Origin of the sequence: Streptomyces sp. NPDC005281, from assembly GCF_040607495.1 — a bacterium.
In the GTDB taxonomy this organism is placed as follows: domain Bacteria; phylum Actinomycetota; class Actinomycetes; order Streptomycetales; family Streptomycetaceae; genus Streptomyces.
In genome coordinates, this window is the sequence record NZ_JBEXGX010000011.1 from 123,532 (window position 1) to 149,790 (window position 26,259).

Annotated in this window: 25 protein-coding genes and 1 pseudogene; 9 read left to right on the forward strand and 17 right to left on the reverse strand. The window is 71.1% G+C overall.

The genetic code is table 11. The features are described 5' to 3' along the window. Positions 1-80: 80 nt before the first annotated feature. A complete protein-coding gene (locus tag ABZV42_RS17445; protein ID WP_355978728.1) occupies positions 81-1,499 on the forward strand; it encodes an alpha/beta hydrolase in 1,419 nt (472 codons plus the stop codon). A gap of 34 nt (positions 1,500-1,533) precedes the next feature. Here ABZV42_RS17445 and ABZV42_RS17450 read toward each other — a convergent pair whose 3' ends face one another. From ABZV42_RS17450 to ABZV42_RS17485, 8 genes are all read right to left on the reverse strand, one after another. Continuing rightward, a complete protein-coding gene (locus ABZV42_RS17450; RefSeq protein ID WP_356052462.1) occupies positions 1,534-2,772 on the reverse strand; it encodes a cytochrome P450 in 1,239 nt (412 codons plus the stop codon). Between the two features lie 30 nt (positions 2,773-2,802). Then, positions 2,803-4,194 carry an FAD-dependent oxidoreductase gene (locus ABZV42_RS17455; RefSeq protein ID WP_355978734.1) on the reverse strand — a complete coding sequence of 464 codons (1,392 nt, stop codon included), beginning with the start codon at positions 4,192-4,194 and terminating at the stop codon, positions 2,803-2,805. Further along, positions 4,184-4,441: a ferredoxin gene (locus ABZV42_RS17460; RefSeq protein WP_355978737.1), complete on the reverse strand. Its 258-nt coding sequence runs from the start codon at positions 4,439-4,441 to the stop codon at positions 4,184-4,186. The genes ABZV42_RS17455 and ABZV42_RS17460 overlap by 11 nt, the downstream gene beginning before the upstream one ends. Positions 4,442-4,550: 109 nt before the next feature. Beyond that, positions 4,551-5,186, reverse strand: coding sequence for a hypothetical protein (locus ABZV42_RS17465; protein ID WP_355978740.1), 636 nt, complete (start codon positions 5,184-5,186; stop codon positions 4,551-4,553). 202 nt (positions 5,187-5,388) lie between these two features. Beyond that, entirely contained in the window at positions 5,389-5,874 is a 486-nt protein-coding gene (locus tag ABZV42_RS17470) for a methylated-DNA--[protein]-cysteine S-methyltransferase (RefSeq protein WP_356052464.1), read from the reverse strand. Then, complete coding sequence (locus tag ABZV42_RS17475) at positions 5,871-7,430, reverse strand: AlkA N-terminal domain-containing protein (protein ID WP_355978745.1); 1,560 nt, start codon at positions 7,428-7,430, stop codon at positions 5,871-5,873. The genes ABZV42_RS17470 and ABZV42_RS17475 overlap by 4 nt, the downstream gene beginning before the upstream one ends. A gap of 386 nt (positions 7,431-7,816) precedes the next feature. Beyond that, positions 7,817-8,746 carry a M48 family metalloprotease gene (locus ABZV42_RS17480; RefSeq protein WP_355978748.1) on the reverse strand — a complete coding sequence of 310 codons (930 nt, stop codon included), beginning with the start codon at positions 8,744-8,746 and terminating at the stop codon, positions 7,817-7,819. Continuing rightward, positions 8,743-9,138 carry a BlaI/MecI/CopY family transcriptional regulator gene (locus ABZV42_RS17485; RefSeq protein WP_355978751.1) on the reverse strand — a complete coding sequence of 132 codons (396 nt, stop codon included), beginning with the start codon at positions 9,136-9,138 and terminating at the stop codon, positions 8,743-8,745. The genes ABZV42_RS17480 and ABZV42_RS17485 overlap by 4 nt, the downstream gene beginning before the upstream one ends. A 118-nt stretch (positions 9,139-9,256) precedes the next feature. On the opposite strand from ABZV42_RS17485, the gene ABZV42_RS17490 reads away from it, so the two are divergent. From ABZV42_RS17490 to ABZV42_RS17505, 4 genes are read left to right on the forward strand one after another with little or no spacing between them, the layout of a single operon-like run. Further along, positions 9,257-9,931 carry a DedA family protein gene (locus tag ABZV42_RS17490; RefSeq protein WP_355978754.1) on the forward strand — a complete coding sequence of 225 codons (675 nt, stop codon included), beginning with the start codon at positions 9,257-9,259 and terminating at the stop codon, positions 9,929-9,931. Next, entirely contained in the window at positions 9,928-10,551 is a 624-nt protein-coding gene (locus tag ABZV42_RS17495) for a phosphatase PAP2 family protein (protein WP_355978757.1), read from the forward strand. The genes ABZV42_RS17490 and ABZV42_RS17495 overlap by 4 nt, the downstream gene beginning before the upstream one ends. A gap of 9 nt (positions 10,552-10,560) precedes the next feature. Then, positions 10,561-11,223, forward strand: a complete 663-nt coding sequence (locus ABZV42_RS17500; RefSeq protein ID WP_355978760.1) for a response regulator transcription factor — start codon at positions 10,561-10,563, stop codon at positions 11,221-11,223. Between the two features lie 56 nt (positions 11,224-11,279). Continuing rightward, positions 11,280-12,647 (forward strand): HAMP domain-containing sensor histidine kinase, encoded by a 1,368-nt coding sequence (locus tag ABZV42_RS17505; protein WP_355978763.1) that lies wholly within the window; start codon positions 11,280-11,282, stop codon positions 12,645-12,647. A 39-nt stretch (positions 12,648-12,686) separates the two neighbouring features. On the opposite strand, the gene ABZV42_RS17510 is transcribed toward ABZV42_RS17505, so the two are convergent. From ABZV42_RS17510 to ABZV42_RS17520, 3 genes are all read right to left on the reverse strand, one after another. After that, complete coding sequence (locus ABZV42_RS17510) at positions 12,687-13,535, reverse strand: hypothetical protein (RefSeq protein ID WP_355978766.1); 849 nt, start codon at positions 13,533-13,535, stop codon at positions 12,687-12,689. Positions 13,536-13,605: 70 nt separating this feature from the next. Next, the gene (locus ABZV42_RS17515; RefSeq protein WP_355978926.1) at positions 13,606-14,511 is read right to left on the reverse strand and encodes a lysylphosphatidylglycerol synthase domain-containing protein; all 906 of its coding nucleotides are present in this window, start codon (positions 14,509-14,511) and stop codon (positions 13,606-13,608) included. 293 nt (positions 14,512-14,804) lie between these two features. Continuing rightward, positions 14,805-16,310, reverse strand: coding sequence for a hypothetical protein (locus tag ABZV42_RS17520; protein WP_355978769.1), 1,506 nt, complete (start codon positions 16,308-16,310; stop codon positions 14,805-14,807). 232 nt (positions 16,311-16,542) lie between these two features. Between ABZV42_RS17520 and ABZV42_RS17525 the strand changes: the two genes are divergently transcribed. The 3 genes from ABZV42_RS17525 (at position 16,543) to ABZV42_RS17535 (ending at position 18,843) form a co-directional block, all read left to right on the forward strand. Further along, entirely contained in the window at positions 16,543-16,926 is a 384-nt protein-coding gene (locus ABZV42_RS17525) for a BlaI/MecI/CopY family transcriptional regulator (RefSeq protein ID WP_355978772.1), read from the forward strand. Then, positions 16,923-17,822, forward strand: a complete 900-nt coding sequence (locus ABZV42_RS17530) for a M56 family metallopeptidase (protein ID WP_355978775.1) — start codon at positions 16,923-16,925, stop codon at positions 17,820-17,822. Before ABZV42_RS17525 ends, ABZV42_RS17530 begins: the two co-directional genes overlap by 4 nt. Positions 17,823-17,907: 85 nt before the next feature. Beyond that, positions 17,908-18,843 carry an endonuclease/exonuclease/phosphatase family protein gene (locus ABZV42_RS17535; RefSeq protein WP_355978778.1) on the forward strand — a complete coding sequence of 312 codons (936 nt, stop codon included), beginning with the start codon at positions 17,908-17,910 and terminating at the stop codon, positions 18,841-18,843. A 184-nt stretch (positions 18,844-19,027) separates the two neighbouring features. On the opposite strand, the gene ABZV42_RS17540 is transcribed toward ABZV42_RS17535, so the two are convergent. From ABZV42_RS17540 to ABZV42_RS17550, 3 genes and pseudogenes are all read right to left on the reverse strand, one after another. After that, positions 19,028-19,537, reverse strand: coding sequence for an O-acetyl-ADP-ribose deacetylase (locus ABZV42_RS17540; RefSeq protein WP_355978781.1), 510 nt, complete (start codon positions 19,535-19,537; stop codon positions 19,028-19,030). After that, positions 19,534-20,943: an NAD(P)/FAD-dependent oxidoreductase gene (locus tag ABZV42_RS17545; RefSeq protein WP_356052645.1), complete on the reverse strand. Its 1,410-nt coding sequence runs from the start codon at positions 20,941-20,943 to the stop codon at positions 19,534-19,536. Before ABZV42_RS17545 ends, ABZV42_RS17540 begins: the two co-directional genes overlap by 4 nt. A gap of 236 nt (positions 20,944-21,179) precedes the next feature. Then, positions 21,180-21,389: pseudogene (locus tag ABZV42_RS17550) on the reverse strand (inositol monophosphatase family protein); the annotation flags it as partial. Between the two features lie 62 nt (positions 21,390-21,451). On the opposite strand from ABZV42_RS17550, the gene ABZV42_RS17555 reads away from it, so the two are divergent. Next, on the forward strand, positions 21,452-22,933 hold the full coding sequence (locus tag ABZV42_RS17555; protein ID WP_356052467.1) for a recombinase family protein: 1,482 nt from the start codon (positions 21,452-21,454) through the stop codon (positions 22,931-22,933). 162 nt (positions 22,934-23,095) lie between these two features. On the opposite strand, the gene ABZV42_RS17560 is transcribed toward ABZV42_RS17555, so the two are convergent. The 3 genes from ABZV42_RS17560 to ABZV42_RS17570 all read right to left on the reverse strand — a co-directional run bounded on the left by ABZV42_RS17560 (position 23,096) and on the right by ABZV42_RS17570 (position 25,946). Next, positions 23,096-23,662: a deaminase gene (locus ABZV42_RS17560; RefSeq protein WP_356052469.1), complete on the reverse strand. Its 567-nt coding sequence runs from the start codon at positions 23,660-23,662 to the stop codon at positions 23,096-23,098. Beyond that, positions 23,547-23,807: a hypothetical protein gene (locus ABZV42_RS17565; RefSeq protein WP_356052471.1), complete on the reverse strand. Its 261-nt coding sequence runs from the start codon at positions 23,805-23,807 to the stop codon at positions 23,547-23,549. The genes ABZV42_RS17560 and ABZV42_RS17565 overlap by 116 nt, the downstream gene beginning before the upstream one ends. 345 nt (positions 23,808-24,152) lie before the next feature. Further along, positions 24,153-25,946 (reverse strand): DNA polymerase, encoded by a 1,794-nt coding sequence (locus tag ABZV42_RS17570; RefSeq protein WP_356052474.1) that lies wholly within the window; start codon positions 25,944-25,946, stop codon positions 24,153-24,155. Between the last annotated feature and the right edge of the window lie 313 nt (positions 25,947-26,259).

Here is a 26,259-nt window from a genome sequence, read left to right on the forward strand (position 1 = left end):
GCGCTCCCGGGGGTCCGTTCGGAGGACCGTCGGGAGCGGCGGGCCGGTCCGGGGCGGGGCCTGCTCCTACGTTCGATCCCATGACGAACGCAGACACAGACCGTGCCCAGGCGCCCACCCGACGAGGCGCGCTCGCCGGGCTCGCAGCCGGGGCGGGGGCGGTGGTGCTGTCCGCGGCCTCGGCCGCCTCGGCGAACTCGGCACCGGCGTTCGTGACGGAGCGTGGCGCCCGCCCTTCGGCCCCGGCTCCCGCGTCGCCGACGCCCGGTGCCATGCAGTTGTTCACGGATCCGGGGCTCAACTTCAACGCGCTGCTCGCGCTCGGGGGCGCCGGGTTCGGCGCGGCCGAGGTCGGGGAGGTGCTGACCGCCGTCAACGCCATCAACGCCGCCGGGGCGAGCGAGCAGACGTACACCGCGGAGTTCCGCCGCTGGGGCGACCGGCTGACGGCCACCGCCTCGCCTCACGAGCAGACACGTCGCGCCCACGCGCTGCGCGCCGCCCAGTACTACGGTCAGGCGCTGTTCTTCGTGCTCGGCTCGGACGCCCCGGGTGACGAGAGGAAGGTCTATCTGGCGGGGCGCCGGTCGTGGGACACCTTCGCCCGGCTGTGCACGCCGGCGGCGATCACCGACCAGGTCCCCTACCGGGGCGGGGTCTCGATTCCCGTCTGGCTCTTCCGCCCCGACGACTCGGGCAGGCCCCGGCCGACCGTCATCCTGACCAACGGCAGCGACGGCCCGAACGTCGACATGTGGACCTACGGGGTCTCGGCCGCGCTCGCCCGCGGCTGGAACGCGCTCGTCTACGACGGCCCGGGCCAGGGCCAGTTGCTCTTCGTCGACCAGCTCGTGTTCAGCCCGCGCTGGGAGCAGGTGGTCTCGCCGCTCGTGGACTGGCTGGAGCGTCGCAGGGACGTCGACGCCCGCCGGATTGCGCTGACCGGCCTGTCCATGGGCGGTGACCTCGCACCGCGCGCCGCCGCCTTCGAGCACCGGATCGCCGCACTGGCCGCGCTGCCGGGCTGCCTCAGCCCGTGGCTGGGCTTCCCCGAGGAGCTCCGGAGCATCGTGACCCCCGACAAGGCGGAGACCAACCGCATCTGGAACGAGGAGGTCGCCCCCGGACTGACGCCGTCCGAGCAGTTCGTCCTCAAGAAGCGGATCGAGCCCTTCTCGATCCCGGCGATGCTCGCCGCCCGGCAGGGCCGGCTCTTCACCGACTTCTGGACACCGGCCCAGCGCATCATGGCGCTCGACATCACGCGGATCGTGGGCCGCATCGCCTGCCCCACACTCGTCCTCGACTACGACGACGAGCTGTTCTACCCGGGACAGCCGCGCGAGTTCTTCGAACTGCTGCGCACCCGCAAGGAGTACAAGCTGATGCGGGCGGCCACCGGCGCCCAGCTGCACTGCTCACCGATGGCGCCGCAACAGCACTGCGAGGTCGTCTTCGACTGGCTGGAGGACACCCTGGGCCGGGGCGCCCACCGTTAGCCGGCACCGGGTCAGGCCCTGCCCCCGCCGCCCCTCAAGGGCGGATCCCGTCGCAGGCCAGGTGCAGGTGGCGCGGGCCGCGCAGTACGGCGTTCTGCCGGTACGGGGGCGGGTCCTCCAGCAGTCGTGGGTTCTCCAGCCGCAGGGCCAGCTCCGCGAGGGCGAACTGGGTTTCCAGCCGGGCCAGCGGTGCGCCGAAGCAGCTGTGGATGCCGCTGCCCAGGCCGAGGTGCTGGATGTCCGGCCGGTCAGGGTCGAAGCGGTCCGGGTCCTCGAATCGCTGGGGGTCGCGGTTGCCCGACGCCAGGACCAGCCACACGGGGGCGCCCTTGGGGATGGTGACCCCGCGGACCTCGATGTCGGCCAGGGTGGTGCGCTGCGGCACCAGTTGCACCGGCGGCTCGAAGCGCAGCAGTTCCTCGACGATGGGCACGGCCAGCCGCGGATCCGCGCGCAGCCTCTTGAGGACGCCGGGATTGCGCAGGAGGGTCAGCATCCCGTTGGTGATCAGGTTGACCGTGGTCTCGTGTCCCGCGATCAGCAGCAGCGCGGCGGTGCTGAGCAGTTCCATCGTGGTCATCGGGCCGTCCTCGCCCTTGGCCGTGGCCAGCTGGGAGAGCATGTCCTCCCCCGGGTTCTTGCGGCGGTCCTCGATCAGGCCGGCCAGGTACATGCCCAGCTGCATCCGGGCGTCCTGCGTGCCCTTGTCCCGCTCGGCGGGATCGGCGCCCGGGTCGGGGTCAAGGCTCGCGGCGAGGATGTCCGCCCAGGTGTGGAAGCGCGACTCGTCCTCGCGCGGCACCCCGAGCAGCCGGCAGATCACCGTCACCGGGAAGGGGTACGAGAACTGTTCCACCAGGTCGATCCGGTCCGGGTCGCCGATGCCGTCGATGAGGCCGGTGACGATGCCACGGAGCTCCCCGCGCATCCCGTCGACCCGGTGGGGGGAGTGCGGCGGGCCGAAGGGACGGTTCGTCATGCGCCGCAGCCGGTCGTGCTCCGGAGGGTCGAGCCGCAGGAAGCTCGGCGGCAGGGTGCTCTCCTGCGGGGGTGCCTCGGTGGCGAGCGGATCGGCGGCGTTCGAGGACAGATTGCCGGCGTCGGAGCTGATCCGGGGATCGTGCAGAAGGCCGCGGATCTCGTGGTAGGTGCTGATCACGTACGGCCCGTCGGCCTCGTGGTGCACCGGCGTCCTGCGCAGCTCCTTGTAGATCGGGTACGGGTCGGCCCGGTTGGCGTAGTCCAGGATCTGGTGCAGCAGGGATTGCGTCATGGCGAGTCCTAGCGTCCTCGTGGCCTGCGGTCAGTGCGCCGGGGTGAACGTCATCCGGCGGTCGGCCGGCGAGTATCCGCTGAGGGTCACGGTGGGGCCGTGGGTGGGGACCGAGGGGTCGGGGAAGTCCGCGTCGAGCGGCCGCTGTCCGTCCGGGCGCCGGTCGACCGTGGCGAACGGCGGCGGGAACGGCGCGGTGGTCTCGATCAGCTCCTGGTAGAACGGCAGCCATCGGGCATGGTCGAAGGCGACCGCGCCGATGACACGCCCCTGGTACCCGTAGACGCCGAGGAACCGGTGATCCGCCAGTGATCCCTGGGAGATGAGGATCTCCGTCCCCATCGACGGGATCCCGACGGACTTGATGTTGACCCCGAACTGCGAGGACCAGAACGCCGGAACCTCCATGTGGGGCAGGCGGTCGATGCTCTCGCTGAGCATGTTGTGTGCCGCGATCCGGGCCTGCGAGACGGCGTTGCCCCAGTGCTCCAGGGAGAGGAACTGGTAGCCGAACAGGGCGTTGGGGCAACGCGCGACGTCACCGGCTGCGTAGATGTCGTCGGTGACGATCCCGCGGATGTCGAAGGCGCGGCATCCGGCGTCGCAGGCGATGCCGCGGGGACCGGCGCCGAGCCCGGACCCGGCGAGCCATTCGGTGTTGCGGAGGGCTCCGAGCGAGACGATCACCACGTCGGTCTCCACGGTGGAGCCGTCGGACAGGTGCGCGGCGCGCACCCTTCCCGCGGCGTCGCCCTCCAGGGCGGTCACCATGACCCCGCACCGCAGGTCCACGCCGTGTTCGCGCTGCATCTCGGCGGCGACCGCGCCGACCACCCCGCCGAGCGCGCCGACCAGGGGTGCGGCGCCACGTTCTGCGACGGTGACGGGGAGGCCGCGTTCGCGGCAGGCGGAGGCGATCTCCGAGCCGGTGAATCCGGCGCCGATGACCAGGACTCGCCTGGGGCCCGCGTCGAGCCGTCGCGCGAGCGCGGCACTGTCGTCCCGGCTCCGCAGCACGAAGACGCCGTCGAGTTCCGCCTCGGCCTCGTGCGGCCACGGTCGCGCCCGTACGCCGGTGGCGATCAGCAGCCGGTCGTACGGCACTTCGTCGCCGTCGGCCAGCCGCACCCGCTTGGCGGCCATGTCCAGACCGGTGGCCGGGGTGCCGAGCCGCCAGGTCGCGTCGACGGGCCTGAGCCTGGGCAGTGCGGTGCGGTCGGCGCTCGCCCTGCCGAGCAGCACCTGCTTGGACAGCGGCGGCCGGTCGTACGGTTCACAGGGTTCGTCGCCGATCATGGTCAGTGACCCCGCGAAGCCCTTCTCCCGCAGGGTCTCGGCGGCCCGCAGACCGGCCAGCGAGGCGCCGACGACGACGATGCGGCCATCGCGTTTGAGCCGCTCCAGGGATCCGTCACCGGCCATGGGACACCACTTCGGCCGGTACGTCCCCCACGGCGGGTGCCGCGCCCTCGGCGTCCACGGCATCGACGAGGATGGCGTTGACCGGACAGGCCGCGGCGGCGCGGTCCAGTTTCTCGCGCTGTGCCTCGTCGGCCTCCGGGACGTACAGCAGCGCCTCCTCGCCGTGCATGGCGAAGACCTCGGGGGCGAGGAACGCGCACTGCGCGTACCCCTGACAGCGGTTCAGATCGACGGCAATCCTTACCACGGGATCGGTCCTCTCCAAGGGCCCGGTCAACCCTCCTGCGACCACTCTCGACGTGCGGACGGGAAGCGGCGACGAGAAGCGGACCGTTCGAGTGAGCTGTGCGGCCGGATCAGGCGGGGGCCGCGGGCGGTGCCGCGGCGGGACGCCGGCCCCGCAGGATGTTCAGGCTGAGGAGCAGCGCCCAGGTGGGGAAGACCAGCTCGGACCAGGGGACGCCCGATCCCGCGACGAGCAGCGTCAGACCGGCCAGATAGCCGATGACGACGAGCGGGCGCGGGAGGACGCCGAGCCGCCGGCCGATGGTCGAGGTCGCGATGATGAACACCGCCGCCATCCGCATGGCGTACGTCGTCAGCAGGGCGTACGCGAAGTGGCTGCCGAAGGCGGAGGAGTTCTGCCGGCTTTCGCCGAGCACGGTCCCGGCCGCCGCGGCGGCGGCGAACAGCGTGGCGACGAAGACCAGGCCGCTGCCCAGGAACACGGTGGCGACGAACCGGTCCTCTGCCCGGCCCGCCTGCTCACGCAGGGCGCCCATGAACCAGAGGAACGCGATCCCGGCGAAAGGCACCAGCTCAAGGGCCGTGCGAACGCCGCTCCGCTGTCCGGCGTCGAGGGTCGCGCCGTCCTCACCGCCGGGCAGCGCGATGCGCACCAGCACGATCGCCGCGGCCATCAGGATCGCGAACAGCACCCCGGCCACCCCGGCGGCCCGGGGTGTCGCGAGGCTATCGGACTTCCGCTCCATGGTCTCCCGCCTTCTGCCGGCTCCCCCTTCGTACAGACACCAGCGATCGCGGAACCACGCCACCGGGGTCACTCGGGAGAGGAGCGTGGTGCGCCATACGGGTCATGCCCACGGGCCGGACCCGTACCGTTCAGAGGACTGAGCCGTACGCGCCCCGGAGCAGGGTCCCGTGCGCGGAGCGGGGTCCTGTCCGCGGAGCGGGTCAGAAGAGTGCCGCTCCGCTCTCGAAGTCCAGGAGCTGCCTCTTGCGGTCCAGTCCGCCGCCGTAGCCCGTGAGGCCGCCGCTCGCGCCGATCACACGGTGACACGGCACGATGAGCCCGATCGGGTTCTTGCCGTTGGCCAGGCCGACCGCGCGGGAGGCGCCCATGTTGCCCAGGGCTTCGGCGAGTTCGCCGTAGGACCGGGTCTCCCCGTAGGGAATCTGCCGCAGCTGGTCCCAGACACTGCGCTGGAACGGAGTCCCGATCAGGTTCAGTTCGACGGTGAACTCCTTCAAGTCGCCCTCGAAGTAGGCGTTCAGCTGCTCCGTCACCTCGTCGAAGAGGCTGTCGTCGCGCCCTCCGAAACTCTCCTCGAGAGGGCGGTGGCGCTGACCGACCATGTGGAGGCCGCACAGGACGCCGTCGTCGTCGGCGACGAGGGTGAGGGGGTCGTAGGGGCTGTCGATGACCGTGTGCCGTTTCACTGAGCGTCCTTGGTACGTGAGGAGCGTGAGGTGGATGCGGTGGGTGCGGTGGGCGTCCGCGCCGGCATGAAGTTGATCGGATGGCCGTCCGTCGCCCACAGGTACTGGACCGCATAGGCCCGCCAGGGGCGCCAGGCCGCGGCCCTGGCCGTCAGGGCGGCGGGCGTGGACGGCAGCCCCAACTCCCGCGCGGCGCGCCGGATTCCGAGATCGGTGGGAAGGAAGGCGTCCGGGTCCCCGAGTGCGCGCATCGCGATCACGTCGGCGGTCCAGGGGCCGAAGCCGGGAAGCGCGAGAAGCCTGTCCCTGGCCTCCGCCCAGTCGCTCTCGACTCCCAAGTGAAGCTTTCCTCCGACGAGTTGACCGACCAGGGTGGTGAAGGTCGCACGACGGGTGCGGGGCATCGCGAGCGACTCGGGGTCCACCGCCGCGAGCGCCCCCGGCGAGGGGAAGAGATGGCTGAGGCCGCCTTCGGGGTCGTCGACCGGATCGCCGTACGCGGTGACCAGCCGGGCGGCGTGGGTACGCGCGGCGGCCGTGGAGACCTGCTGCCCGAGCACCGCCCGTACGGCGAACTCGGCCTCGTCGACTGTGCGCGGCACCCGGCGGCCCGGGGCCTTGTCGACCAGCGGCGCCAGCAGCGGATCCGTGCGCAGCTGGTCGTCGACCGCCACCGGATCGGCGTCCAGGTCCAGCAGGCGGCGGCAGCGGCTGATCGCGACGGACAGGTCGCGCAGGTCGCTGAGGGTCAGCCGGCACGCGATGTGGTCCGGCATCGGTGTCAGACCGACGACGCCATGTCCGTACGGCAGTCGCAGGGTGCGCCGGTACGCGCCGTCGCGCCACTCCTCCACCCCGGGTACGGCGGTCGCCGCGAGGTGTCCGAAGAGGTTGTCGGGATTGAGCGGGGCGCGGAACGGGAGCCGGAGGTTCAGCACGCCGGGCAAGCCCGGGGCCGCGGCCCTTGCTCCTTGCCGGTTCCTGGGCAGGCGGGCACGCAGCTCGCTCGGGGACAGCGCGAAGACCTCGCGGACCGTGTCGTTGAAGGTGCGGATGGACGAGAAGCCGGCGGCGAAGGCGATCTCCGCCATCGGGAGCGGTGTCGTCTCGATGAGCAGCCGGGCGGTCTGGGCACGCTGGGCGCGGGCGAGGGCCAGGGGTCCCGCGCCCAGCTCCGCCAGCAGCTGCCGCTCGATCTGGCGGGTGCTGTAGCCGAGCCGGGCAGCAAGGCCCGGCACGCCGTCGCGGTCGACGACTCCGTCGCCGATCAGCCGCATCGCGCGGGCCACCAGGTCGGCGCGGTGGTTCCATTCGGGTGAGCCGGGGCTGGTGTCCGGGCGGCACCGCTTGCAGGCCCGGAATCCGGCCTGCTGGCAGGCGGCGGCGCTCGGGTAGAAAGTCATGTTCCGGGGCTTCGGCGGCACGACCGGGCAGCTGGGCCGGCAGTAGATCCTCGTCGTCGTCACCGCGGTGAAGAACCATCCGTCGAAGCGCGCGTCCTTCGACTGGACGGCACGCACGCAGCGCTCCGTGTCCGTGTGCATCCCGTTCTGCATGCCTCCAGCATCGGGCACCGCGCAGACCGGGGCTGGCGAGAATCCGACATGAACCTTGCCCGCCGGGCGATCCGCGCCGGGGCCTGGCAGCGTCCGGCATCCGGCCATTTCCTGGGGTGCCCCACTCGCCAGGGGTGCACACGCCCGGCGACCCGCGTCGGGGCCCGGCGCCGTCCGGCTTCCGGCCGTGTGCCGAGCGCCGCACTCGCCGCGGGCACGCCCGCCGGGGCCCCGGCACGTCCGGCTTCCGCCGCTGAACCCAAGGCCGCGGGCCGGAGCGGCGACCGCCGTCACGGCCCGGTGTCCACGGAGGCACGTGCCCGCCGGGACCGGACCGGCCGGAGCCGGGCACGTGCCGGCCGGAGCCGGGCGCGTACCGGATCCCGTCAGCGGGTCTCCTCGCCCTGCGCGATCTCCACCTGGTGGTGGAAGGCCACCACACCCGCCCCCGACGCGCCGGCCGAGACGGCGGCGCAGGCGGCGAGGAGGACGGCGATCCAGGCGGCGGCGCGGGGGCGGTGCCGGGGGACGGCGAGAAGGGCCGCGACCCGCTGGGGGACGGGGCCCGCGGTGGCCGCCGGGGCGAAGTCGGGACGCTCGGAGCGGGCCTCGCCGGTGGCCAGGGCGGCGCGGGCGATGGCCCGGGCGATCAGCCTCCGGTCCCCCACGGCGACGGCAGCGGCCTCGTCCGCGGCGCGTTCCGCCGCGAGCGCGACGGTCGCGCGGACACTGCGCAGCCCCGGGTGGCAGTGGGCCGCGAGTTCGGCCAGGACGAGGAAGTGGTGGTGGCCGCCCGCGTTGTGGGCCCGCTCGTGGGCGAAGAGGGCCTCGCGCTCGTCGGCGCAGAGGCTGCGCAGCATCGCGGTGGTGACGACGATGCGGTGCGGCCGGCCCGGGAGCGCGTAGGCGTCGGGGTGCGGTGATTCGATGACGCACAGGTCGCCCGCGGCGGGACGGCGGTCGGCCTGGCTGCGGGCGGAGCGGAAGGCGCGCAGCTGGCGCAGGGCCGAGCGGACGACTGTCCAGGCGCCCACGGTGAGCACACCCGTCGCGGCGGCGGCGACGGGCAGGACGACGAGGTCCGAGGCGGTGCGCAGGGGGTGGACCAGGTCGCCGAGGCCGGCGAGCAGGGGCACCTTGAGCAGGCCCGTCAGGACGAGCGCGCCCAGCGAGGCCACGGAGGCCCCGGCCAGCACGACCAGCGCGAGGGTCACCGACCACAGCGCGGCCACCGGGGTGAGCCGGTCGAGGCAGCGGCGGGCCAGCGGTCCCAGCGCGAAGGGGACCAGCAGCGGGACCATCAGGAGAAGGATCATCCCTCACCCGGTTCCGGGCGCGGGCCGAGGTCCGGCTCCAGCAGGTCCCGCAGGAGCCGCTCGTCGTCGGGGCTGAGCTGGGCGACGAAGCGGGCCAGGGCGGTCTCCCGGTCGTCGTCGCGGTCGAGCTCGGTGTGCATGCGGCGGGCGGTGAGGCCGTGCGGGTCCTGGACGGGGACGTACGCGTAGCCCCGGCCCAGCCGCTCGCGGCGGACGATGCCCTTCTCGTGCAGCCGGGACAGAATCGTCGTCACCGTCGTGCGGGCCAGACCGGAGTCCAGCTCGTTCTGCACGCGGCCCGGCGTGAGCGGCACGCCCGCGGCCCAGAGCGCCGCCATCACGCTGGCCTCCAGCTCTCCCGCCGGACGGCGCTCGTCCTTGTCACTGCTCATGGGAACGATCCTCACCCCACCATCGTCTACAGTTCAGTAGACCGTCTACAGAATTGTAGTCAGTCGGGCCCGGGTTTCGACCCTGCCCGCCCCTACCAGTATGAGAGGGTCCGCGACGATGGCCGCACCATTGTTCACAGCGTCCGACCTCGCCGTGAATATTCTCAGCGCGCAGTCCCTGCTCGCCGCCTTCGGTGTGCTGGGGGTGGGCGTGGTGATGTTCGCGGAGACCGGCCTGCTGATCGGCTTCTTCCTGCCCGGCGACTCGCTGCTGTTCACGGCGGGCCTGCTCTGCACCCGATCGGGGCAGGACGGCCTGAAGCTGTCGCTCCCCCCGCTGCTCATCGCCGCGGCCGTCGGCGCTCTGGTCGGCGCCCAGACCGGCTATCTGATCGGACGGAAGGCGGGCGGCGCGCTGCTCGACCGTGGTTCCTCCCCCCGCCTCAAGTCGGGCGCGCACCGCGCGGAGGAGCTCCTCAACCGGTACGGATACGCCAAGGCGATCGTGCTGGCCCGCTTCATCCCCGTCGTACGCACGGTCCTGAACCCGATGGCGGGCGCCCTGGGCGTGCCGGTGCGCACCTTCACCGTGTGGCAGGTGGCCGGCGGCCTCGTCTGGAGCATCGGCCTCATCCTCGGCGGGTACGCGCTGGGTTCCTCGATCCCGAACGTCGACCGCTATCTGCTCCCGATCGTCGCGGTCATCGTCCTCGTGTCCCTGGCCCCCCTCGCCGCCGAGCTGTACCGCTCGCGCCGGAGGAGCGCCGCGAACAAGGAGGAGGTCCAGGGATGATCCTGGCTTTCGACGGATCCTCGATCGACGGCTCCTCCTACCGGTACGTGAACGATCTCGCGCAGGACTCCCCCTCGTGGCTGGACAGTCTGGTGTCCTTCTGGTCGACGTACGGGCTCGGCCTGTTCGCCGTGCTGATGGTGCTGGGCTGGTGGCGGGCGCGGCGCGAGAGCCCGAGGGCGGCGCTGGCCGCGCTCGCCGTGCCGCTCCTCGTCGTCGTGGCGTACGTGGTGGATCTCGGTGTGAAGCTGCTGGTGCGCGAGGACCGGCCCTGTCAGAGCCTGCGGGTGACGACGCTGGAGGCGTGCCCGGCCCCCGGTGACTGGTCGTTCCCCAGCAATCACGCGGCGATCGCCGCCGCGGCGGCCGTCGCGCTGTTCTTCGTCTCGCGCCGCCTCGGCACCGTCGCCATCGTGGCCGCGGGCGCCATGGCCGCCTCCCGCGTCTGGGTGGGGGCGCACTATCCGCACGACGTCGCGGCGGGTGTGCTCGTCGGAACTCTGGTCGCGATGGTGATGTCTGCGGCCCTGCGCAGGATGCCCGACGTGTCGGGACACCCGCTGGCCGCGTCGCGGCTCGGGGTCCTGCTCATCGCGCCCCGACTCGTGAAGAGCGGGTGATCGGGCCGTATGCGCCGGCGGATCCTGGTCGTCGAGGACGACCACGCGCTGCGTGACGTCCTGCGGCGCGGGCTGCGGGACGAGGGCTTCGACACCGTGCCGGCACAGGACGGCGCGACCGCGCTGCGGCTGGCCGGGGACGACATCGACGCGGCCGTCCTCGACGTCGGTCTGCCCGACGCCGACGGACGGGACGTGTGCCAGGCGATCCGGGCCAACGGCTTCCTGTCCCCCGTGATCTTCCTGACGGCCCACCACCACCTCACCGACCGGCTGGCCGGCTTCTCGGCCGGAGGCGACGACTATCTACCCAAGCCGTTCCATCTGACGGAGCTGGCGGCCCGGCTGCGGGCGGCCCTCAAGCGCGCCGGACCGGGTCCGTCCGGCACCGCCGGTGACCTGGTGCTGGACCCGGTCGCCCACAGCCTGACCGTGCGCGGCCACCAGGTCGCGCTGACTCCGACGGAGTTCCGTCTGCTGGCGGCGCTGATGGCGGCGTCCGGGGCGATCGTCGGCCGCCGGGAGCTGACCCGGGCCGGCTGGCCGGAGGGAGCCCAGGTCAGCGACAACACGCTCGACCAGTATCTGACCCGGCTGCGCCGCAAGCTCCGGGACGGCGGCAGCGAACTGACGGTCACGACCGCTCGGGGCATCGGACACCGTCTGTCATGAGGCCGGATCCCTCACGCACGCGGCGGGCCGCCGCGCGCGGTCCGAAGGCACGAGCGGTGTTCCGCGGAGCGTTCGCCTCATGGTGGCCGGGGACCCTGCGGGGCCGGCTCTCGCTGGTCGCGCTGACCACCGCCACCCTGCTGATGGTGATTCTCACGGTGTCGTTCAACACCGTCGTGCGACGGCACCTCCAGCACCAGGCGGACGACGAACTGCGTACGCGGGGCACGGCCGTCGCCGCGACCGTCGACACCAGCGGCACCCGGCCGCGCGTCCTGGAGACGCCGGGCGAGGAGCTGCTCGACGCGAACGTGTGGATCTACGCGGGCGGCCGGCTCCTGGAGAAGCCGCCGGCGGCCACCACCACGGGTCCGCTCACCCGCGCGGCCGGCGCCCTCGCCGCCCGGGGCGGGACGCGCTGCGTCACCGCCGACGGGCAGGGCCCGGTCCGGCTGTGCGCGCGTCCTGTGCCGAGTGACGGCACCGGCGCGACCGTCGTCACCGCCCTCGACCTGTCCCCCTACCTCGGTTCGGCCGACACCCTGCTGTTCGCGTCGCTCGCCCTGGACGCCGTCATGCTCGCCTGCACGTACGCGCTGACGCGTCTCGCGGTGGGCCGCGCCCTGCGTCCCGTACGCACCATGACCGACCAGGCCACCCGGTGGAGCGCCGTGGCCTCGCAGGAACGCTTCGGGAGCATAGGCCGGCCCGATGAACTCGCCCGGCTGGGCGGGTCGCTCGACTCGCTCCTGGACCGCATCCGGGCCCTGCTGCGCCATGAGCGGCAGCTCACCCAGGAGCTGTCGCACGAACTGCGCAATCCGCTCGCCAGGATCATCGCCGAGCTCGACTGGCTGCGCTCCAGGCCGCGGTCCGAGGAGGAGACCCTGGCCGCTCAGGAGGTCATGGCGGACGCGGCCCGGTCCATGCGCACGATCTGCGACACGCTGCTCGACGACGCCCGTGACAGCGCGTCCGCCGCACCGGGCACCAGCGAGGTCGCTCCCGTGCTGCACCGGCTCGCTGGCCGTGCCGCCACCACCAGGCCGGAGGTGGAGATCACTGTCGCCGGCCCTCCGGCGGGCCTGGTGGCCGGGGTGCCGGACGCTCTGCTGGAACGCATCGTCAGCCCACTGCTCGACAACGCCGTGCGGCACGCGCGCGGCCGCGTCGAGATCCGGGCCGGAGCGCGGCCCGGCGGCGTCCGCGTGGAGGTCGTGGACGACGGGGCGGGCGTACCCGCGTCGTTCGCGCCGCAGCTCTTCCAGCCGGGGCGCCGCGCCGATCCCGAGGACGGACACGGCGGAGCGGGCCTCGGTCTGCCGCTCGCGCGACGCCTGGCCCGCTCCGCCGGAGGCGAGGTCCACCACGAGGAGGCGGGCGCCGCGGGCGCGACCTTCGTGGTCGGGCTTCCGGCGGGCTGAGGGCCCGACACCGCGCCTCCCGCGGGGACCGTCCCCCGCTCAGCCCGCCTGAAGGGCGGACCGGTCGGTGCCGGTCACGTCCGGGCGGGTGATCGAGAGACGGACGACCAGCCCGAGGATGACCGCCAGGAACAGCACACTGGTGACGACGGTGCCGAAGCCGAGGCCTCCGTGGCCGGTCGGCTGCGAGAGGTAGTCGCCGATCGACGCGCCGAGCGGCCGGGTCAGGATGTACGCGGTCCAGAAGCTGAGCACGGCGTTCAGGTCGAGCGCGAAGTGCGCGACGGCGACCGCGGCGATCGCGAGGCCGAACAGCACGGCGGAGACCCAGTACCCGAGGGCCATGCGCTCGGCCACCAGGTCACCGGCCGCGGTGCCGAGCGCGAAGGTGAAGAGCACCGCCGGCCAGTAATGGGCCTCGCGGGAGAGTGTGTCGACACTGTGGATGGACAGCGTCCCCTCGCGGCGGTGCCAGACGAAGAAGGTCACGGCGAGGGCGACGGCGAACACGGCGGTGCTGGTCTCCAGCGGCACGCCCAGGTTGTCGGTGAGGTTGTCGCTGATCAGCGTCCCCACGACGCTGATCAGCGCCACGGCGAGCCAGTACACGCCCGCCCGGTAGGACTTGGTGCGGAACTGGACCACCAGGACGATCACCAGCAGCCCGCTCATCAGCAGCGAGACGCCGGTCAGGCCCATGCCCAGCTTCTCGTTCAGGAGGTCGGCCGCGGTCTCGCCGACCGTCGTGCACAGCACCTTGATGATCCAGAAGTACGCGGTGACTTCGGGCACCTTGTTCCAGCGCGCGCGGCGGCCGGCGCCGTCCTGGGCACCGGTACGGCCGTACGCCTCGGGACTCCCGGAGGTCTCAGTCGTCTCGTAGATCATGAGGCCCGAGGGTGTCAGCGGATGCCTGAAAGGATCCTGACCGCCGCATGCCCCCGGGCCCGCCCCTCGTTCACAGCACCCGTCGGCGGATCAGCAGGCCCAGCGCCACCAGCCCGGGGATCAGCGGAAGCCATACGGTGAGCAGCCGGTAGCCGATGACCGTGGACGCGGCCGCGTCGCCGGGCGCCCCCGCCAGGGTGAGGGCCAGCGCGAGAGCGGCGTCCAGCGAGCCGAGGCCGCCCGGTGTGGGCAGCAGGACGGCGGCACTGCTCGCGACGAGATAGGCGAGGGCCACCCGGGCAGGCGACAGCGGCAGGCCGATGGCCTGGGTCACGGAGATGACCACGATGGTGTGCAGCGCGGCGAAGGCGAGCGATCCGCCCCACAGCGCCGCGGCACGCGCGGGCAGTTCGTGCACGGCCCGGACGTCCAGGAGCACACACCGCACGGCTCGCCTCAGCGGCCCCGCGAGAAGGGCCACGGCGACGGCCACCGCCACGGCGCCCGCTGTCCAGGCGGCCACGGTCCAGGCGCTCGCCGTCAGCCTCGGGAGGCGAAGCGCGCCCGGGCAGGCCAGGGCGAGTACGCCGATCAGACAGCCGCGTACGACGGTTCCGGCACAGGCCTTGACCGCGAGCGCGGTGGCGGAACGGGTGACGGGCAGTCCGCACCGGGTCAGGAAGCGCAGGTTGACGGCACCCGCGCCGAGTCCCGAGGGCAGCAGATGATTCGCGGAGGCGGCCGCGAACTGCACCGCCACCAGCCGCCCGGCGGGCAGCGTCTCCGTCACCGCGCCCTGCTGGGCGAGGGCGGAGCACGCCCAGGTCGCCAGGGTGGCGACGGCCGCCACCATCAGCCAGCCCCGGTCGGCGTGGGTGAGCCGGCCTGCTGCCGCCGCGATCACCGGCCAGTGCCGGTGGGCGAGGAACCCGGCGCCCACGAGCACGAGCAGCGAGAGTCCGGCGTGCCGGCCCACCCGCCCGTCCCGCACGTTCAGTCGCCGGCCGGCGGTGGTCGGCCCGCCGTCGGCCGGCGCGGGGTACGACGGTCCGGCCGGGCCGGAGAGCGGCCCGGGCGACAACGTCCCCAGGCCTACGGCCGTCGGCCCGGGGAACCCGTCGGACGCGGGTACGCCGCCGGCCGCCCGGCTCCCGGCCGGAACCGGCACGCCCGCCGGTTCGCCGCCGGAAGACCGGCCGGGGTTCGCCGCGCGGCCTCGGCGGGCCGGCCACACCCTGTCCGCCGGTGAGGGCGTCTTCGGCGGAAGGGTCACGGCGTACCGGCCCCCGCCCCCGGCGAGACGTAGATGTCGACGTCACCGACCCGATGGGGCGCCCAGGCGCGGGCGTATCCGGGCGGCTTCCCTCCCGGGGCCGTGAGGACCGCGACCGGCATGTGCCGGGCGGAACGTGCGATGCCCGCCGCGGTGGCGTTGGCGTTGTGCCCGCCGGTCGCCACCGACGAACAGCCGGCGTAGAAGGCGATGGGGACGGACTGATCGCCGCCCAGCTCGCAGGGCGGCGATACGCCGAGCCGGTGCAGTTCCGCCGCCGTCGCCGCCCAGCCTCGGTGACTGTCGGTGGTGCGCCCCACCGCGGCCTCCAGCACCGCGAACTGCACGGCCAGATGCCCGGCGAGACCGACGGCCACCAGTGTCACGATCACCGGCCGCCAACGCCCGCCGGGGACGGTGAGCAGATGGACGAGGGCGTCGGCGACGGGGATCGCGGCGAGGGCGTAGAGCGGCAGCAGGAAGCGCGGGGCCGCGTATCCGATCATGAAGAGGTACGGGATCCCGGCCGTCGTGGCGCAGGCCAGGAGCAGCAGGGTGGGCGCCTGGCGGCGGGCCCTGACGGCGATCACCAGGCCGAGGAGGGCGATCAGCGGCAGGACGAACCACCACCCCATCACCACGGGGTTCGGCATCCCGCCGCTGCACGGCCGGCACAGCACGCGTCCGCCGAGGCTGCGCATCTGGTCGCCGATGGCGATGTTCCAGCCGAGGCCGCCCTGGATGCGCGAGCCGTCGGAGAGCCGTTGCCCCAGGCCGCCGTAGCTGACGTACGCCTCGACGATCCATTCGGCCGCGCCGGCCAGCAGACCCGCGACGAGCGCGAGCAGCGGCCGGACCCGCCGCCACCGGGGGGCAGCCACGACGAGGACGAGGAGCGGAAGCGTCACCCAGACCGCGTCGGGGGGCCGCATCCACGCCATCAGCGCGGCACCGAGGCCGATCCCCCACAGCGCCGCCCGGTCCCGGCCGCCCGCCTGGGCCCGCAGGAAGCACCCGACGCAGACCATGGCACCGATCGCGACCCAGTAGTTGGGCATGGCCTGGGGCCCGTAGAAGAGGGTCACCCACAGCGTCGCGAACAGGGCTCCCGCGAGGGCGAGGACGCGGACGGGGAACAGCCCGCGCCACACGCGCAGGGCCACGAACAGGCCGAGGCCGGAGAGTATGGCGAGGTAGACCCGGAGCAGGACGGTCGAGGACGACCAGGAGGCCACCGGCGCGACGAGCAGTGAGATTCCTCGGGCCCTCGGCGCGCTGAAGAACGCCGCCGGGGCATGGGGGGAGACCTGGCTGACGTATACGGTCTCGTCCCAGCCGAGACCCATCGCGGGGTGCACGAGGATCAGTTGGGCCAGGACGAAGCCGGCCGCCACCAGGGCGAGAAGGCCCAGGTCACCGAGGCGCCAGGACGCGCGGGCCGTCCGGTCCGACGGTCGGGGCCGCCGGGTGCCGATGAGCGGGACGTTCTGGGTCTTGGCCATCGTCCACCCTTCAGCCCTACACACTGTAGGGTTTTATCACCCTACAAGACGTAGGGTGAGGCCGGGAGCCGTGGAATCATGGACAAACTACCGCCCACCAGAAGAAGGTGCCGAACGGGACAGGCATTGGAGGAGGTACCCGGGGGCGGTATGCGGCCCGCGGGGCGGTCCGGGACACAGGCCCCGGACCGGCACCGTTCCAGGCTTGGCTACGCACTGTAAGGTGACGGGCATGGCTGGCACAGGTCCCCACGGAAGGGCGGAACGGCGCAGCGCGGGCGAGCTGGAGAGCGAGGTCCTCGCCGCCCTGTGGGCCACCGACGACGCACTGACGCCCGCCGAGATCCAGGCCGAGATCGGCGGCGGACTCGCCTACAACACGGTGCACACCATCCTCAAACGTCTGTACGACAAGGGCCTTGTGCTCCGGGACGTTGACGGCCGGCGCGGCGCGTACCGCCCCGCGAAGAACGCGGCCCAGCTGACGGCCGAGGCCATGCACGAGGCGCTCGACCGCGGACCCGACCCGATCGCGGCCCTCCAGCAGTTCGTCACCGGCCTCAGCCGCCAGGAGGAGGAAGCCCTGCGCGACCTCCTCGGAGGGACCGGGCCATGAGGATCGACGTCTACGTTCCGCTCGTGCTGGCGCTGCTCCTCACCTCGATCGCCCCGCTCGTCGGCAGGCGGGTGTCGCCCGGTCTGGCGGCCCGCGTGCTCGTCGCGGCCGCGACGCTGACCGCGGCCGCGTCCACCTGGGCGCTGCTGCTCCTCGGGGCCACTCTGATCGACCAGGCGCCCGCGGTGGTCGCCGAGGCCGGCGAGGACGGCCGGGCACTGCCCGAACCGGTTCCGGAGACCGTCGCCGTGCTGGCGATGGCCGCCCTCGCCGTCATCGCCCACCGGCTCCTTCGTGTTGTACGAACACACATCGCGACCCGCCGGGTCCTGCTCAGGCTGTGCGAGGGACATCCGCCGGACAGCGAGCTCGTCGTCGCGGCCTCGCCGACCCCGCACGCCTTCGCGATCCCCGGCAAGCCGGGCCGGATCCTCGTCACGGCAGCGATGCTCGGCGCGCTCGAGCCCGCCGAACGGCGGGTTCTGCTCGCCCATGAGCGCGCCCATCTGAGGTACCGGCACGCGATGCTCTCGACCGCCATGGCCCTGGCCGCGGCGGCGAACCCCCTGCTCGTTCCGGTCCGCGACACCGTCGCCTTCCTGCTGGAGCGGTGGGCCGACGAGGAGGCGGCGAGCACCGTGGGCGACCGGCGGACGACGGCCCGCGCCCTGGCCCGGGCCGCCCTCGTCTCCCAGCGCGCCCGCCCCGGATGCGCCCTGCACTTCTCCGAACACGCCGTCACCCGCCGGATCGCGGCCCTCCAGACCGCTCCCCCACCCGTCATGCGGTCCGTCGGAGCGGCCGTACTCGCACTCGGCGCCCTGCCGGCGCTCGGCGCGGCCGACGCCACGGGCGATCTGCTCCGACTGCTGGCGGAGACGCTGCCCGGCCTGTGACATCCGCGTGCCCCGCCCCGGCCCGCGGACACCTGCGGGCCTCCACTCGCCCGACCGCACAGCCCCGGCGGGTACCGTCGCGCTCATGACACCTTCCGAGACGGCTCACGCCGGTCCCGCGCGCTCCGGGCTGGTGCGGTTCGCCACGTTCAACGTGCTGCACGGACGGACGTTGGCGGACGGCAGACCCGTCTCCGTACGGGCCTCGGGCGGCCCCGAGGCGCCGCTCGTGCGGGCCGTGGCGTCGCTGGACGCCGACGTGGTCGCGCTCCAGGAGGTGGACCGGCTCCAGGAACGCTCGGGCGGGGTGGACCAGGCGTCCGCCGCGGCCGAGGGATCCGGCGCCCGGGACTGGCGCTACGCGTCCGCGTTCCACGGCATGGCGAGGGCGGGCGGCGGCTGGGCCCCGGAACCGTCCGTACCCGGCCTGCGGGTGTACGGGCCGCGCGAGGCCGAGGCGGGCGACGGCGTCCCCTCGCACGGCATCGCTCTGCTGTCCCGGCTGCCCGTACGGCACTGGAGGGCACGGCGGCTGGCCCCGGCGCCGGTTCCCATGCCGCTGCGGACGCCCGGACACCGCGGGCTCACCGTGTCCAGGGACCAGCCCCGGGCGGCACTGGCCGCCGTGCTGGAGGGAAGCCGCGGCCCGTTCACCGTGGTGGCCGTGCACCTGTCGTTCGTGCCCGGCTGGAACATCCGCCAGCTGCTCGCCGTCCGCGCCTGGATCTCCGACCTGCCCGGACCCCGGGTGCTCCTCGGCGACTTCAACCTGCCCGGGGCGCTGCCGCGAACGGTCCTCGGCCCGGCCCTACCCGCCAGGACCCGGCCCGGTGACACCGGGCCTGTACCGCGCGGCTGGCGGGACCTGGCCCGTACGCCCACCTATCCCGCGCACCGCCCCCTCGTCCAGCTGGACCATGTACTGGCCACCGGCATCGACGCGGGCACGGCCGTCGGCGCGCACGCGCCGAGCACGCCCGTCTCGGATCACCGGCCACTGGTGGTCGACCTGCCCCTGTGACCGGACCGTCCACCGCATCGGGCCACGGAAGCGACCGGGGGACATCCGGCCTCCACGGAACCCGGGGCGACCGGCCTGCGCGGAACCCGGGTCGCATACGGCCTCCGCGAACCTGGGCCGCGGTCGTGGAGGCGAGCGCCGGGCCCGCGCCGCGTTCAGCCGACGCCGGCCGGGGTCCGAACCGTCAGTCCACCTGCCCGGCGAAGGCGTCGTACGCCCGTTCGTCGAAGAGGACGAAGCGGATCTCCTCGACGTCGGTCTCGGCGGCCCTGACGGTCTCCACCGCGATCCGCGCCGCGTCGTCCATCGGCCAGCCGTAGATGCCCGCGGAGACGGCGGGGAAGGCGACCGTACGGGCGCCGAGCTCGTCGGCGACCCGCAGCGACTCGCGGTAGCAGGAGGCCAGCAGCTCCGACCGGTCCTCTTCCCGGGCATAGCGGGGGCCCACGGTGTGGATCACCCAGCGGGCGTCGAGGTCGCCCGCCGTCGTGGCGATCGCCCGGCCGGTCGGCAGACCCTTGCCGTAGTGCCCGGCGCGCAGCTCGCGGCACTCGGCGAGAATGGCGGGACCGCCGCGGCGGTGGATGGCTCCGTCGACGCCTCCGCCGCCGAGCAGCGAGGAGTTCGCCGCGTTGACGACGGCGTCGACCCTCTGGCGGGTGATGTCGCCCCGCACCAGCGTGATCGTGGTCATGACTCTCTCAGCCTCCTCCAGACGGCCTTCGCCGCGTTGTGCCCCGACATCCCGTGTACCCCGGGGCCGGGCGGGGTGGCCGAGGAGCACAGGAAGACGGCGGGGTGCGGGGTTCCGTACGGGGACAGGGACAGCCTGGGGCGGAGCATGAGCTGGAGCCCGGAGGCGGCGCCGCAGGCGATGTCCCCGCCCACGTAGTTGGCGTTGCGGGCCGCGAGCACGGGCGGTCCGGCGGTCGCTCGGGCCAGCACCCGGTCGCGGAAGCCCGGCGCGAACCGCTCCAGCTGGCGCTCGATCGCGTCGGTGAGGTCTCCGGTCCAGCCGTTCGGGACATGGCCGTAGGCCCAGAAGACCTGTTTGCCCTCGGGGGCGCGGGACGGGTCCACGACGCTCGGCTGCACGGTGATCAGGAACGGCGTGTCGGGTGCCCGGCCCTCGCGCGAGGCCGCACGCAGCGCGGTGCCGATCTCCGCCCGGCTCGCCCCGACCTGGACCGTCCCGGCGACGCGGGCCCGCTCGGCGGTCCAGGGCACGGGCCCGTCCAGCGCGTAGTCGATCTTGAAGGCGCCCGCCCCGTACCGGTAGCCCTCGTAGTACCGCCCGAAACCCGCGATGCGGGCCAGCGCGGTGGGCGAGGTGTCGAAGACGTACGCCCGGGCGGGGGGCAGATCGTCCAGACGCTTGACCTCGTAGTCGGTGTGGACGGTGCCGCCGAGGTCCTTGAGGTACGCGGTGAGCGCGTCGGAGATGGACTGGGAGCCGCCACGCGCGACGGGCCAGCCCCTGGCGTGCGCGGCCAGCGCGAAGACCAGGCCGACGGCACCCGTGCCGATCCCCTCCAGCGGCGCCATGACGTGCGCCACCAGACCGGCGAACAGGGCTCTGGCCCGCTCGTCGCGGAATCGGCGCATCAGCCAGGTCGACGGCGGCAGCCCGGCCAGACCGAACCGGGCGAGGGTGACGGGGTCCCGGGGCAGCGCGGTCGGCGGCAGCGACATGAAGTCGTGCGCCAGGGTGTCCCACTTGCTCAGGAACGGCGCGACGAGCCTGCGGTACGCGCCCGCGTCACGGGGCCCGAAGGAGGCCGCCGTCTCGGCCACGGACCGCGCGAGCACCGCCGCCGAGCCGTCCGGGAACGGGTGCGCCATGGGGAGCTCCGCGTGCAGCCACTCCAGGCCGTACCGCTCCAGGGGCATCGCGCGAAAGGCGGGCGAGTTGACTCCGAGCGGGTGCGCCGCAGCACAGGGGTCGTGCCGGAAACCGGGCAGGGTGAGCTCTTCGGTGCGCGAACCCCCGCCCACCGTGTCGCGGGCCTCGAACACGGCCACGGAGAAGCCCCGGCGGGCCAGCTCCACGGCAGCCGTCAGTCCGTTCGGCCCCGCACCCACCACGACCGCATCGAGCATCGACGGCACAGTCGGACTCCTTCGTCAGCCGATGGCCACTGAGGATCAGCATATGCCGGAGGACCGACAGCCTTGACGGTACGGGGCGTTGGGCCGAAACACCCTGTGCCGTGCGCCGGCCGCCGCGAGGGAGCCGGACCCGCGCGGGCCGTGGAGCTCGGCTCGGGCGCGGCCGTGGGGCTCCCGCTCGGGCGCGGCCCCGGGGCTCCGCTCACGCACAGCCGTGGAACTCGCGCTCAGGCGCGGGCCGCCACCCACTCCGGCTGTGCCGTCAGCAGGGCGCTCACCCGGCGGGCCGTGGCTTCGTCCCGGGCCGCGGTGAACGGCAGCGCGTTGCCCCCGGTGACACGGAACGGCTCGCCACTGAGCGTCAGATGGGCGCCGCCGGCCTCCTCGACCAGGAGGAGCCCCGCGGCATGATCCCAAGCCGCCTCCCAGCAGAAGGACCGCCAAACGCATTAATGTGGTTTACTCGTCACAGTATCAAGAAATGCCGGGGAGGGACAGGGTGACGGAGACTATTAGGCCCTGGTGCGCGTACTGCCGAATATCAGATGCCGACCTCGCAGAGTTGAGGTACCTCGTCAACGCGGGTGCGATCACCGCGGAGGAAGCCAAGGAGAGGGAGCGGAAGGGCGTCCTCAAGCAGCGAGAAGACTTGTCGGCCCTTGCCGACAACATGGGCGTGCCTCTCGTCTGGTACGAGGACAACAACCTCAGCGCCTTCAAGCGCCGCGTGAGGCGCAAGGACTTTGAGCGAATGCTTGTCGACCTTGGGAGGTCGGGGCTACGTGGCGGCATCCTAGCCGTAGACATTGACCGCCTGACTCGGCAGAACCGAGACCTTGAGCGGGTCATCGACATCTACGAGGGCGCCAAGCAGAAGCTCGGGTTCGTCACCCTCTCGGGGCAGAATTTCGACCTTTCCACTCCTGACGGGCGCTTCAGTGCGCGCATCATGGTGAGCGTGGCTAACAAGGCGTCTGAGGACATGTCCCGCCGACTCAAGCGAGAGATGCTGAGGAAGGCGAGAGAGGGCGAAGTGTCAGGCGGGCACCGGCCCTTCGGGTGGGAGGAAGACCGTAAGACTGCTCGGCCCAATGAAGCTGAGATGGTCATCCAGCAGACCGAGGCTGGTATCCAAGGGGACGCCGTAGCCACAGTGACGCGGCGCTTCAAGGAAGCGGGTTTCGTCGGGCGGACAGGGAAGCCCTACGACCGGACGGCAGTCCGGCGCATCCTGATGAACCCTCGCAACGCAGGCATCCGGGTCTACCAAGGTGAACCTCTCAAGGACGACGAGGGCGCATACGTCACGGGAGACTGGGACGCGCTTGTTTCCGTGCAGTCCTGGAGTGCCCTTAAAACCAAGTGGGAGGCGAACCAGGGCGCGGGCCAGGCCCGCGAGTACCGGATCAGCACCCTGCTGTCAGGCATCTTGCGTTGCGGCGCCTGCGGCACCCGCATGACCGCCGCCAACAGCAAGTCCAAGTACCCGAAGTACCGTTGTTGTGAGGGCGCCAGCGGTTGCGGAAACGTGTCGATCATCCGGAACAAGACGGACGAGATTATCCGTCAGCTCGTGTCCGAGTATCTGGAGAAGGCAGCAGCGAGCCTCAGCCTTGCCAAGGAGCCGGAAGAGAAGCAGTGGGAGAAAGCGCCAGATCTTACGGAGGCTGAGAGCGAGCTTGCCAAGATCAAGACCATGTACAACGCGGGCGAGATCAAGCCCACTACCTACGCCATCATGCTGGACGACCTTGAAGGCAAGATCGAGAAGCTACGAGGTGAGAGGGCGCTGTACCAGGCCACCAGGCCCAACCTGGCGCCCTCGCTCGACGCATTGAAGGACGGTTGGGGCCAACTGTCCATCGAGAGGCAGCGGGACGTGATCCGCTCAGTGCTCCGATCGGTGCTTGTAGGCCCAACGAGCAAGCGAGGTGCGGGTGTCGACCTCTCGCGTCTGACACCGGTCTTCCGCGACGAATGACGAAGAGGCCCCCTCCGACTGGAGGGGGCCTCACTGCTACTGCTCAGGCACTTCGATGCGGATACCGAACGCAGACAGGGCATCCGCCAGTTGCTTAGCCGGAATCTGCGGCGCTCGGTCAAGCTGGTACTTGACCCACTCGTCTACAGTCAATTCATTCCTTCAGACGGTCCAACGACGGATGTTGGTCCGGTTCACGAGCCACACCACGTGAGCGATGCCTACACCGCGGATGAGCTTCCGACAGTCGCCGCAGGGCTCGAACGTCACGTAGATCGTGGTACCGATCCGGTCTTCGGGCCTCGCCCACATGATGGCGTTGGCCTCGGCGTGGTACTCGATGCAGCCCTCATAGCTCGTACCGGCCGGCACATCGCTGTTGCACCGCGCGCAGTCGCCTTCGAGGCAGCTCGGACCGCCAGGGGCAGAGCCGTTGTAGCCCGTGATGACGGTTCGGTGGTCGGGGCGGACCAGGACCGCCCCAACCTGCTTCCGAATACAGTCCCCACGCTCTGAGGCCGCTTCAGCGAGGCTCAGGAAGTAGCAGTCCCAGCAAGGACGCTTCGCACCGTGCAGAACGGTGCATGCGTAGTGGGTATTGCAGCTCAGTGCCTCACTCCTCGTCGTCGTCCAGGTCCGCACCGCGGAGAAGGCCGGCGATCGTGTCGGCCAGCATCTCCGCCTTCCAGAAGTCAGAGGCCATCTCTCGCGCAAGGGCGTACGGGACACCGTTCGACAGGGCAATCTTCAGGATGTCGCCCGCCAGGATGGCGATACCGGCCGCGTACTCTCCACGCTTTTCCAGGCCAGCAAGGGCCATCTGGCTTTCGATGTTCGACATGATGGACTCGGCCTCGGGGTTCTTCTCAGTCATTCGCATCTCTCCGCGTCGTTATCAGCAGCACATTCGGCACACAGGCCGGTTTCTACGTCGTCTAGGTTGAAGAGCCCTACGGCCTCATAGTTCTGGCACCATTCGCAGTCTTCGACCTCTTCCAAATGGTCAGCCCACAACGAATGCGGTAGGGAGCGTAAGAATCTCCCGCATACCTACGTCCCACGCCTCCCGCCCCTTCTCGATCGAGGTCTCGGCAGGCTCGAATACGTAGTCACGACAACATCCACAGCCCGTATCAGGGACGACCACCGGGATGTCGCCGAACTCCTTCAGAGTCCGTTCCGCGTCAGCAATCAACTCGCTCAGCTTCAAATGCCCCTCCTAGTGCTTGCTGTCTTCGAGGTCGAGAATGGAGCCCCATGACCGGTCTCCGATCTCTCCCTCAGCAGGAATCAGTACGCCCTTGACTGTGAATTCCATGATCCGAGCGGCTTGCTCGGTGAGTTCCTTCGCTCGTTCCTTCGGGAAGCTGAATACGATCTCGTCGTGAATTACGAGGCGAACCCAGGGAGTGAATCCGGCACGATCGAGATTCAGGACGGCACGGGCCGTGATGTCCCGTGATCCGCTCTGGATGTAGTAGTTGAGGGCCGCGTATGACCGGCTCCGGTCTACCGGAAGGCGTCGACCAGTAACCGTGTAGATGAAGCCGTACCGCTTGGCGTCGCCCATCAGCTTCTTCGACAGCTTGTCGACCCACGTATAGGTTTCGCCGAAGGCTTCGATGGTCTTCCGAGCAACCTGTTCGGAGACATGGGCCCCATCCATGAGGGCTTTCCAACCTCCCCCGAACACGATTAGGAAGTTCCCCATCTTCCCGACCTTGCGAGGGACGCCGGCCGCCTCAGCGGTGATCTGGTGCAGATCCTTGCCATTCAGGAAGGCGTCCACCATGACCGGATCTCGCGACTCCGCGGCGAGGAATCGCAGCTCCATGTTTCCGAAGTCGATGGACACCGAGACATGGCCTTCCTCTGCGAGGAATGAGGAGCGCACATAGCCATCCCCAGAAGGGAATGTCTGTGCCGCGATGGCCCCGGAAATTGACATCCTTGCCGTTCTGGCTTGGAGAGGGTTCACGCTGGCATGTACGCGGCCCTGAGAGTCCATCCCGTTGATAGCAGCCTCAAACCACGTCTTCCGCCACTTAGCGGCCTTCGTCGCCTTCTTGACTGCCTCGGCCAAAGGGTGATCGATGGAGTCCAGTACCTCGGCGTCCATGCTGAGGTTGCCCTTGGGGGTCTTCTTCGTCAGCTTGAATCCGAAACCCTGGAATGCCTCAATGAGCTGCTTGTCGGAGTTGACGTTCTCGACCCATTGATGGGCAACCTCTAGCCACTTCTGTTCCTCGGCCTTCAGCTCGGAAATACGCATCTCTGCGTACTCCCGGTCAACCAAGTACCCGGTCCTCTCCGTCTTCGCCATGACGTGTGCGAGACGGTGTTCCCAGCCGATCAGGCCCTTGGCCTTAGAGCGGGCCGGCACCTTCGGCAGAAGGATGTGAAGGAGCCTGTACGCCCATATCGGGTCCATGCCCGCGTACAGCAAATAGTCCTTGTCGAAGGTCCGGACAACGGGCCAGATGTCCGCCTTCTTGACCTTGTACCGCTTGGCTATCTGCGTCATGGAGCCCTTGACCTCGTCAGCCGAAACGGGGTCAATGTAAAACTTGATCAGCTCTTCGAGCTTCAGGCCCGGCCCCTGTTCCTTGACCTGGCGAGGGTCAACGAGGTGGGCGAGAATCTTGGTGTCGAACATCTTGGGAGCCAGCTCTTCGAGCGGGATTCCTAGGGTTCGTTCGCTGACGTGCTGGTCAAAAGTGCCGTTGTGCGCGATCAGCAGCCGTGCCTTGCGAAGCGCCCAGATCGCAGCGGCCTTGAACTGCGGACTGACCTCGACCGGCAGAACCCAGCTTTCGATTCCGTTTCCGAACTGCGCCAGCCGAATACGGAAGCCGCGGTCTGAATTCCACCAGTCGAGCCCAGTCGTCTCGGTGTCGAAACCAAGCACGGGGTTGGCTTCGATGAAGTCGATGAACCGATCCAGGTCCCATGTGGTCTCAGCTACGTTGATCCGTACCGTCTGGCGCTTGATCTTGTAGGTAATGACCTGCATTGAGACCTTTCTGAGTCAGCGACTGAAGATGTGTTCGAAGAGCTTTGCGAGGCCATATCCGGCCGCGTATCCCAGGGCGCCCGCCAGGACGAGGGATGTGAGGAGAAGGAACGAGTCGTCGTAGGCCATTACTTGTCGCCTCGGGCAATGGCGGCTAGCACGAGACAGAGGTACATGGTGGCCATGCCGGAAACGAAGAAAATGATGTTCAAGACTTCTCCTTACAGATGTGTTCTCGGGCAGCGCTAACGAGATCCAGTAGCGTTATCTCGTTGCCTTCACAGCAGGCGCAACCGCCCGCGGCGATGGATTC

Coding starts and splice junctions, on each gene's coding strand:
- ABZV42_RS17445 (WP_355978728.1), top strand. CDS start 81: ATGACGAACGCAGACACAGACCGTGCCCAGGCGCCCACCCGACGAGGC.
- ABZV42_RS17450 (WP_356052462.1), bottom strand. CDS start 2,772: ATGACGCAATCCCTGCTGCACCAGATCCTGGACTACGCCAACCGGGCC.
- ABZV42_RS17455 (WP_355978734.1), bottom strand. CDS start 4,194: ATGGCCGGTGACGGATCCCTGGAGCGGCTCAAACGCGATGGCCGCATC.
- ABZV42_RS17465 (WP_355978740.1), bottom strand. CDS start 5,186: ATGGAGCGGAAGTCCGATAGCCTCGCGACACCCCGGGCCGCCGGGGTG.
- ABZV42_RS17475 (WP_355978745.1), bottom strand. CDS start 7,430: ATGCAGAACGGGATGCACACGGACACGGAGCGCTGCGTGCGTGCCGTC.
- ABZV42_RS17480 (WP_355978748.1), bottom strand. CDS start 8,746: ATGATCCTTCTCCTGATGGTCCCGCTGCTGGTCCCCTTCGCGCTGGGA.
- ABZV42_RS17485 (WP_355978751.1), bottom strand. CDS start 9,138: ATGAGCAGTGACAAGGACGAGCGCCGTCCGGCGGGAGAGCTGGAGGCC.
- ABZV42_RS17490 (WP_355978754.1), top strand. CDS start 9,257: ATGGCCGCACCATTGTTCACAGCGTCCGACCTCGCCGTGAATATTCTC.
- ABZV42_RS17495 (WP_355978757.1), top strand. CDS start 9,928: ATGATCCTGGCTTTCGACGGATCCTCGATCGACGGCTCCTCCTACCGG.
- ABZV42_RS17500 (WP_355978760.1), top strand. CDS start 10,561: ATGCGCCGGCGGATCCTGGTCGTCGAGGACGACCACGCGCTGCGTGAC.
- ABZV42_RS17510 (WP_355978766.1), bottom strand. CDS start 13,535: ATGATCTACGAGACGACTGAGACCTCCGGGAGTCCCGAGGCGTACGGC.
- ABZV42_RS17520 (WP_355978769.1), bottom strand. CDS start 16,310: ATGGCCAAGACCCAGAACGTCCCGCTCATCGGCACCCGGCGGCCCCGA.
- ABZV42_RS17525 (WP_355978772.1), top strand. CDS start 16,543: ATGGCTGGCACAGGTCCCCACGGAAGGGCGGAACGGCGCAGCGCGGGC.
- ABZV42_RS17530 (WP_355978775.1), top strand. CDS start 16,923: ATGAGGATCGACGTCTACGTTCCGCTCGTGCTGGCGCTGCTCCTCACC.
- ABZV42_RS17535 (WP_355978778.1), top strand. CDS start 17,908: ATGACACCTTCCGAGACGGCTCACGCCGGTCCCGCGCGCTCCGGGCTG.
- ABZV42_RS17540 (WP_355978781.1), bottom strand. CDS start 19,537: ATGACCACGATCACGCTGGTGCGGGGCGACATCACCCGCCAGAGGGTC.
- ABZV42_RS17545 (WP_356052645.1), bottom strand. CDS start 20,943: ATGCTCGATGCGGTCGTGGTGGGTGCGGGGCCGAACGGACTGACGGCT.
- ABZV42_RS17565 (WP_356052471.1), bottom strand. CDS start 23,807: ATGACTGAGAAGAACCCCGAGGCCGAGTCCATCATGTCGAACATCGAA.
- ABZV42_RS17570 (WP_356052474.1), bottom strand. CDS start 25,946: ATGCAGGTCATTACCTACAAGATCAAGCGCCAGACGGTACGGATCAAC.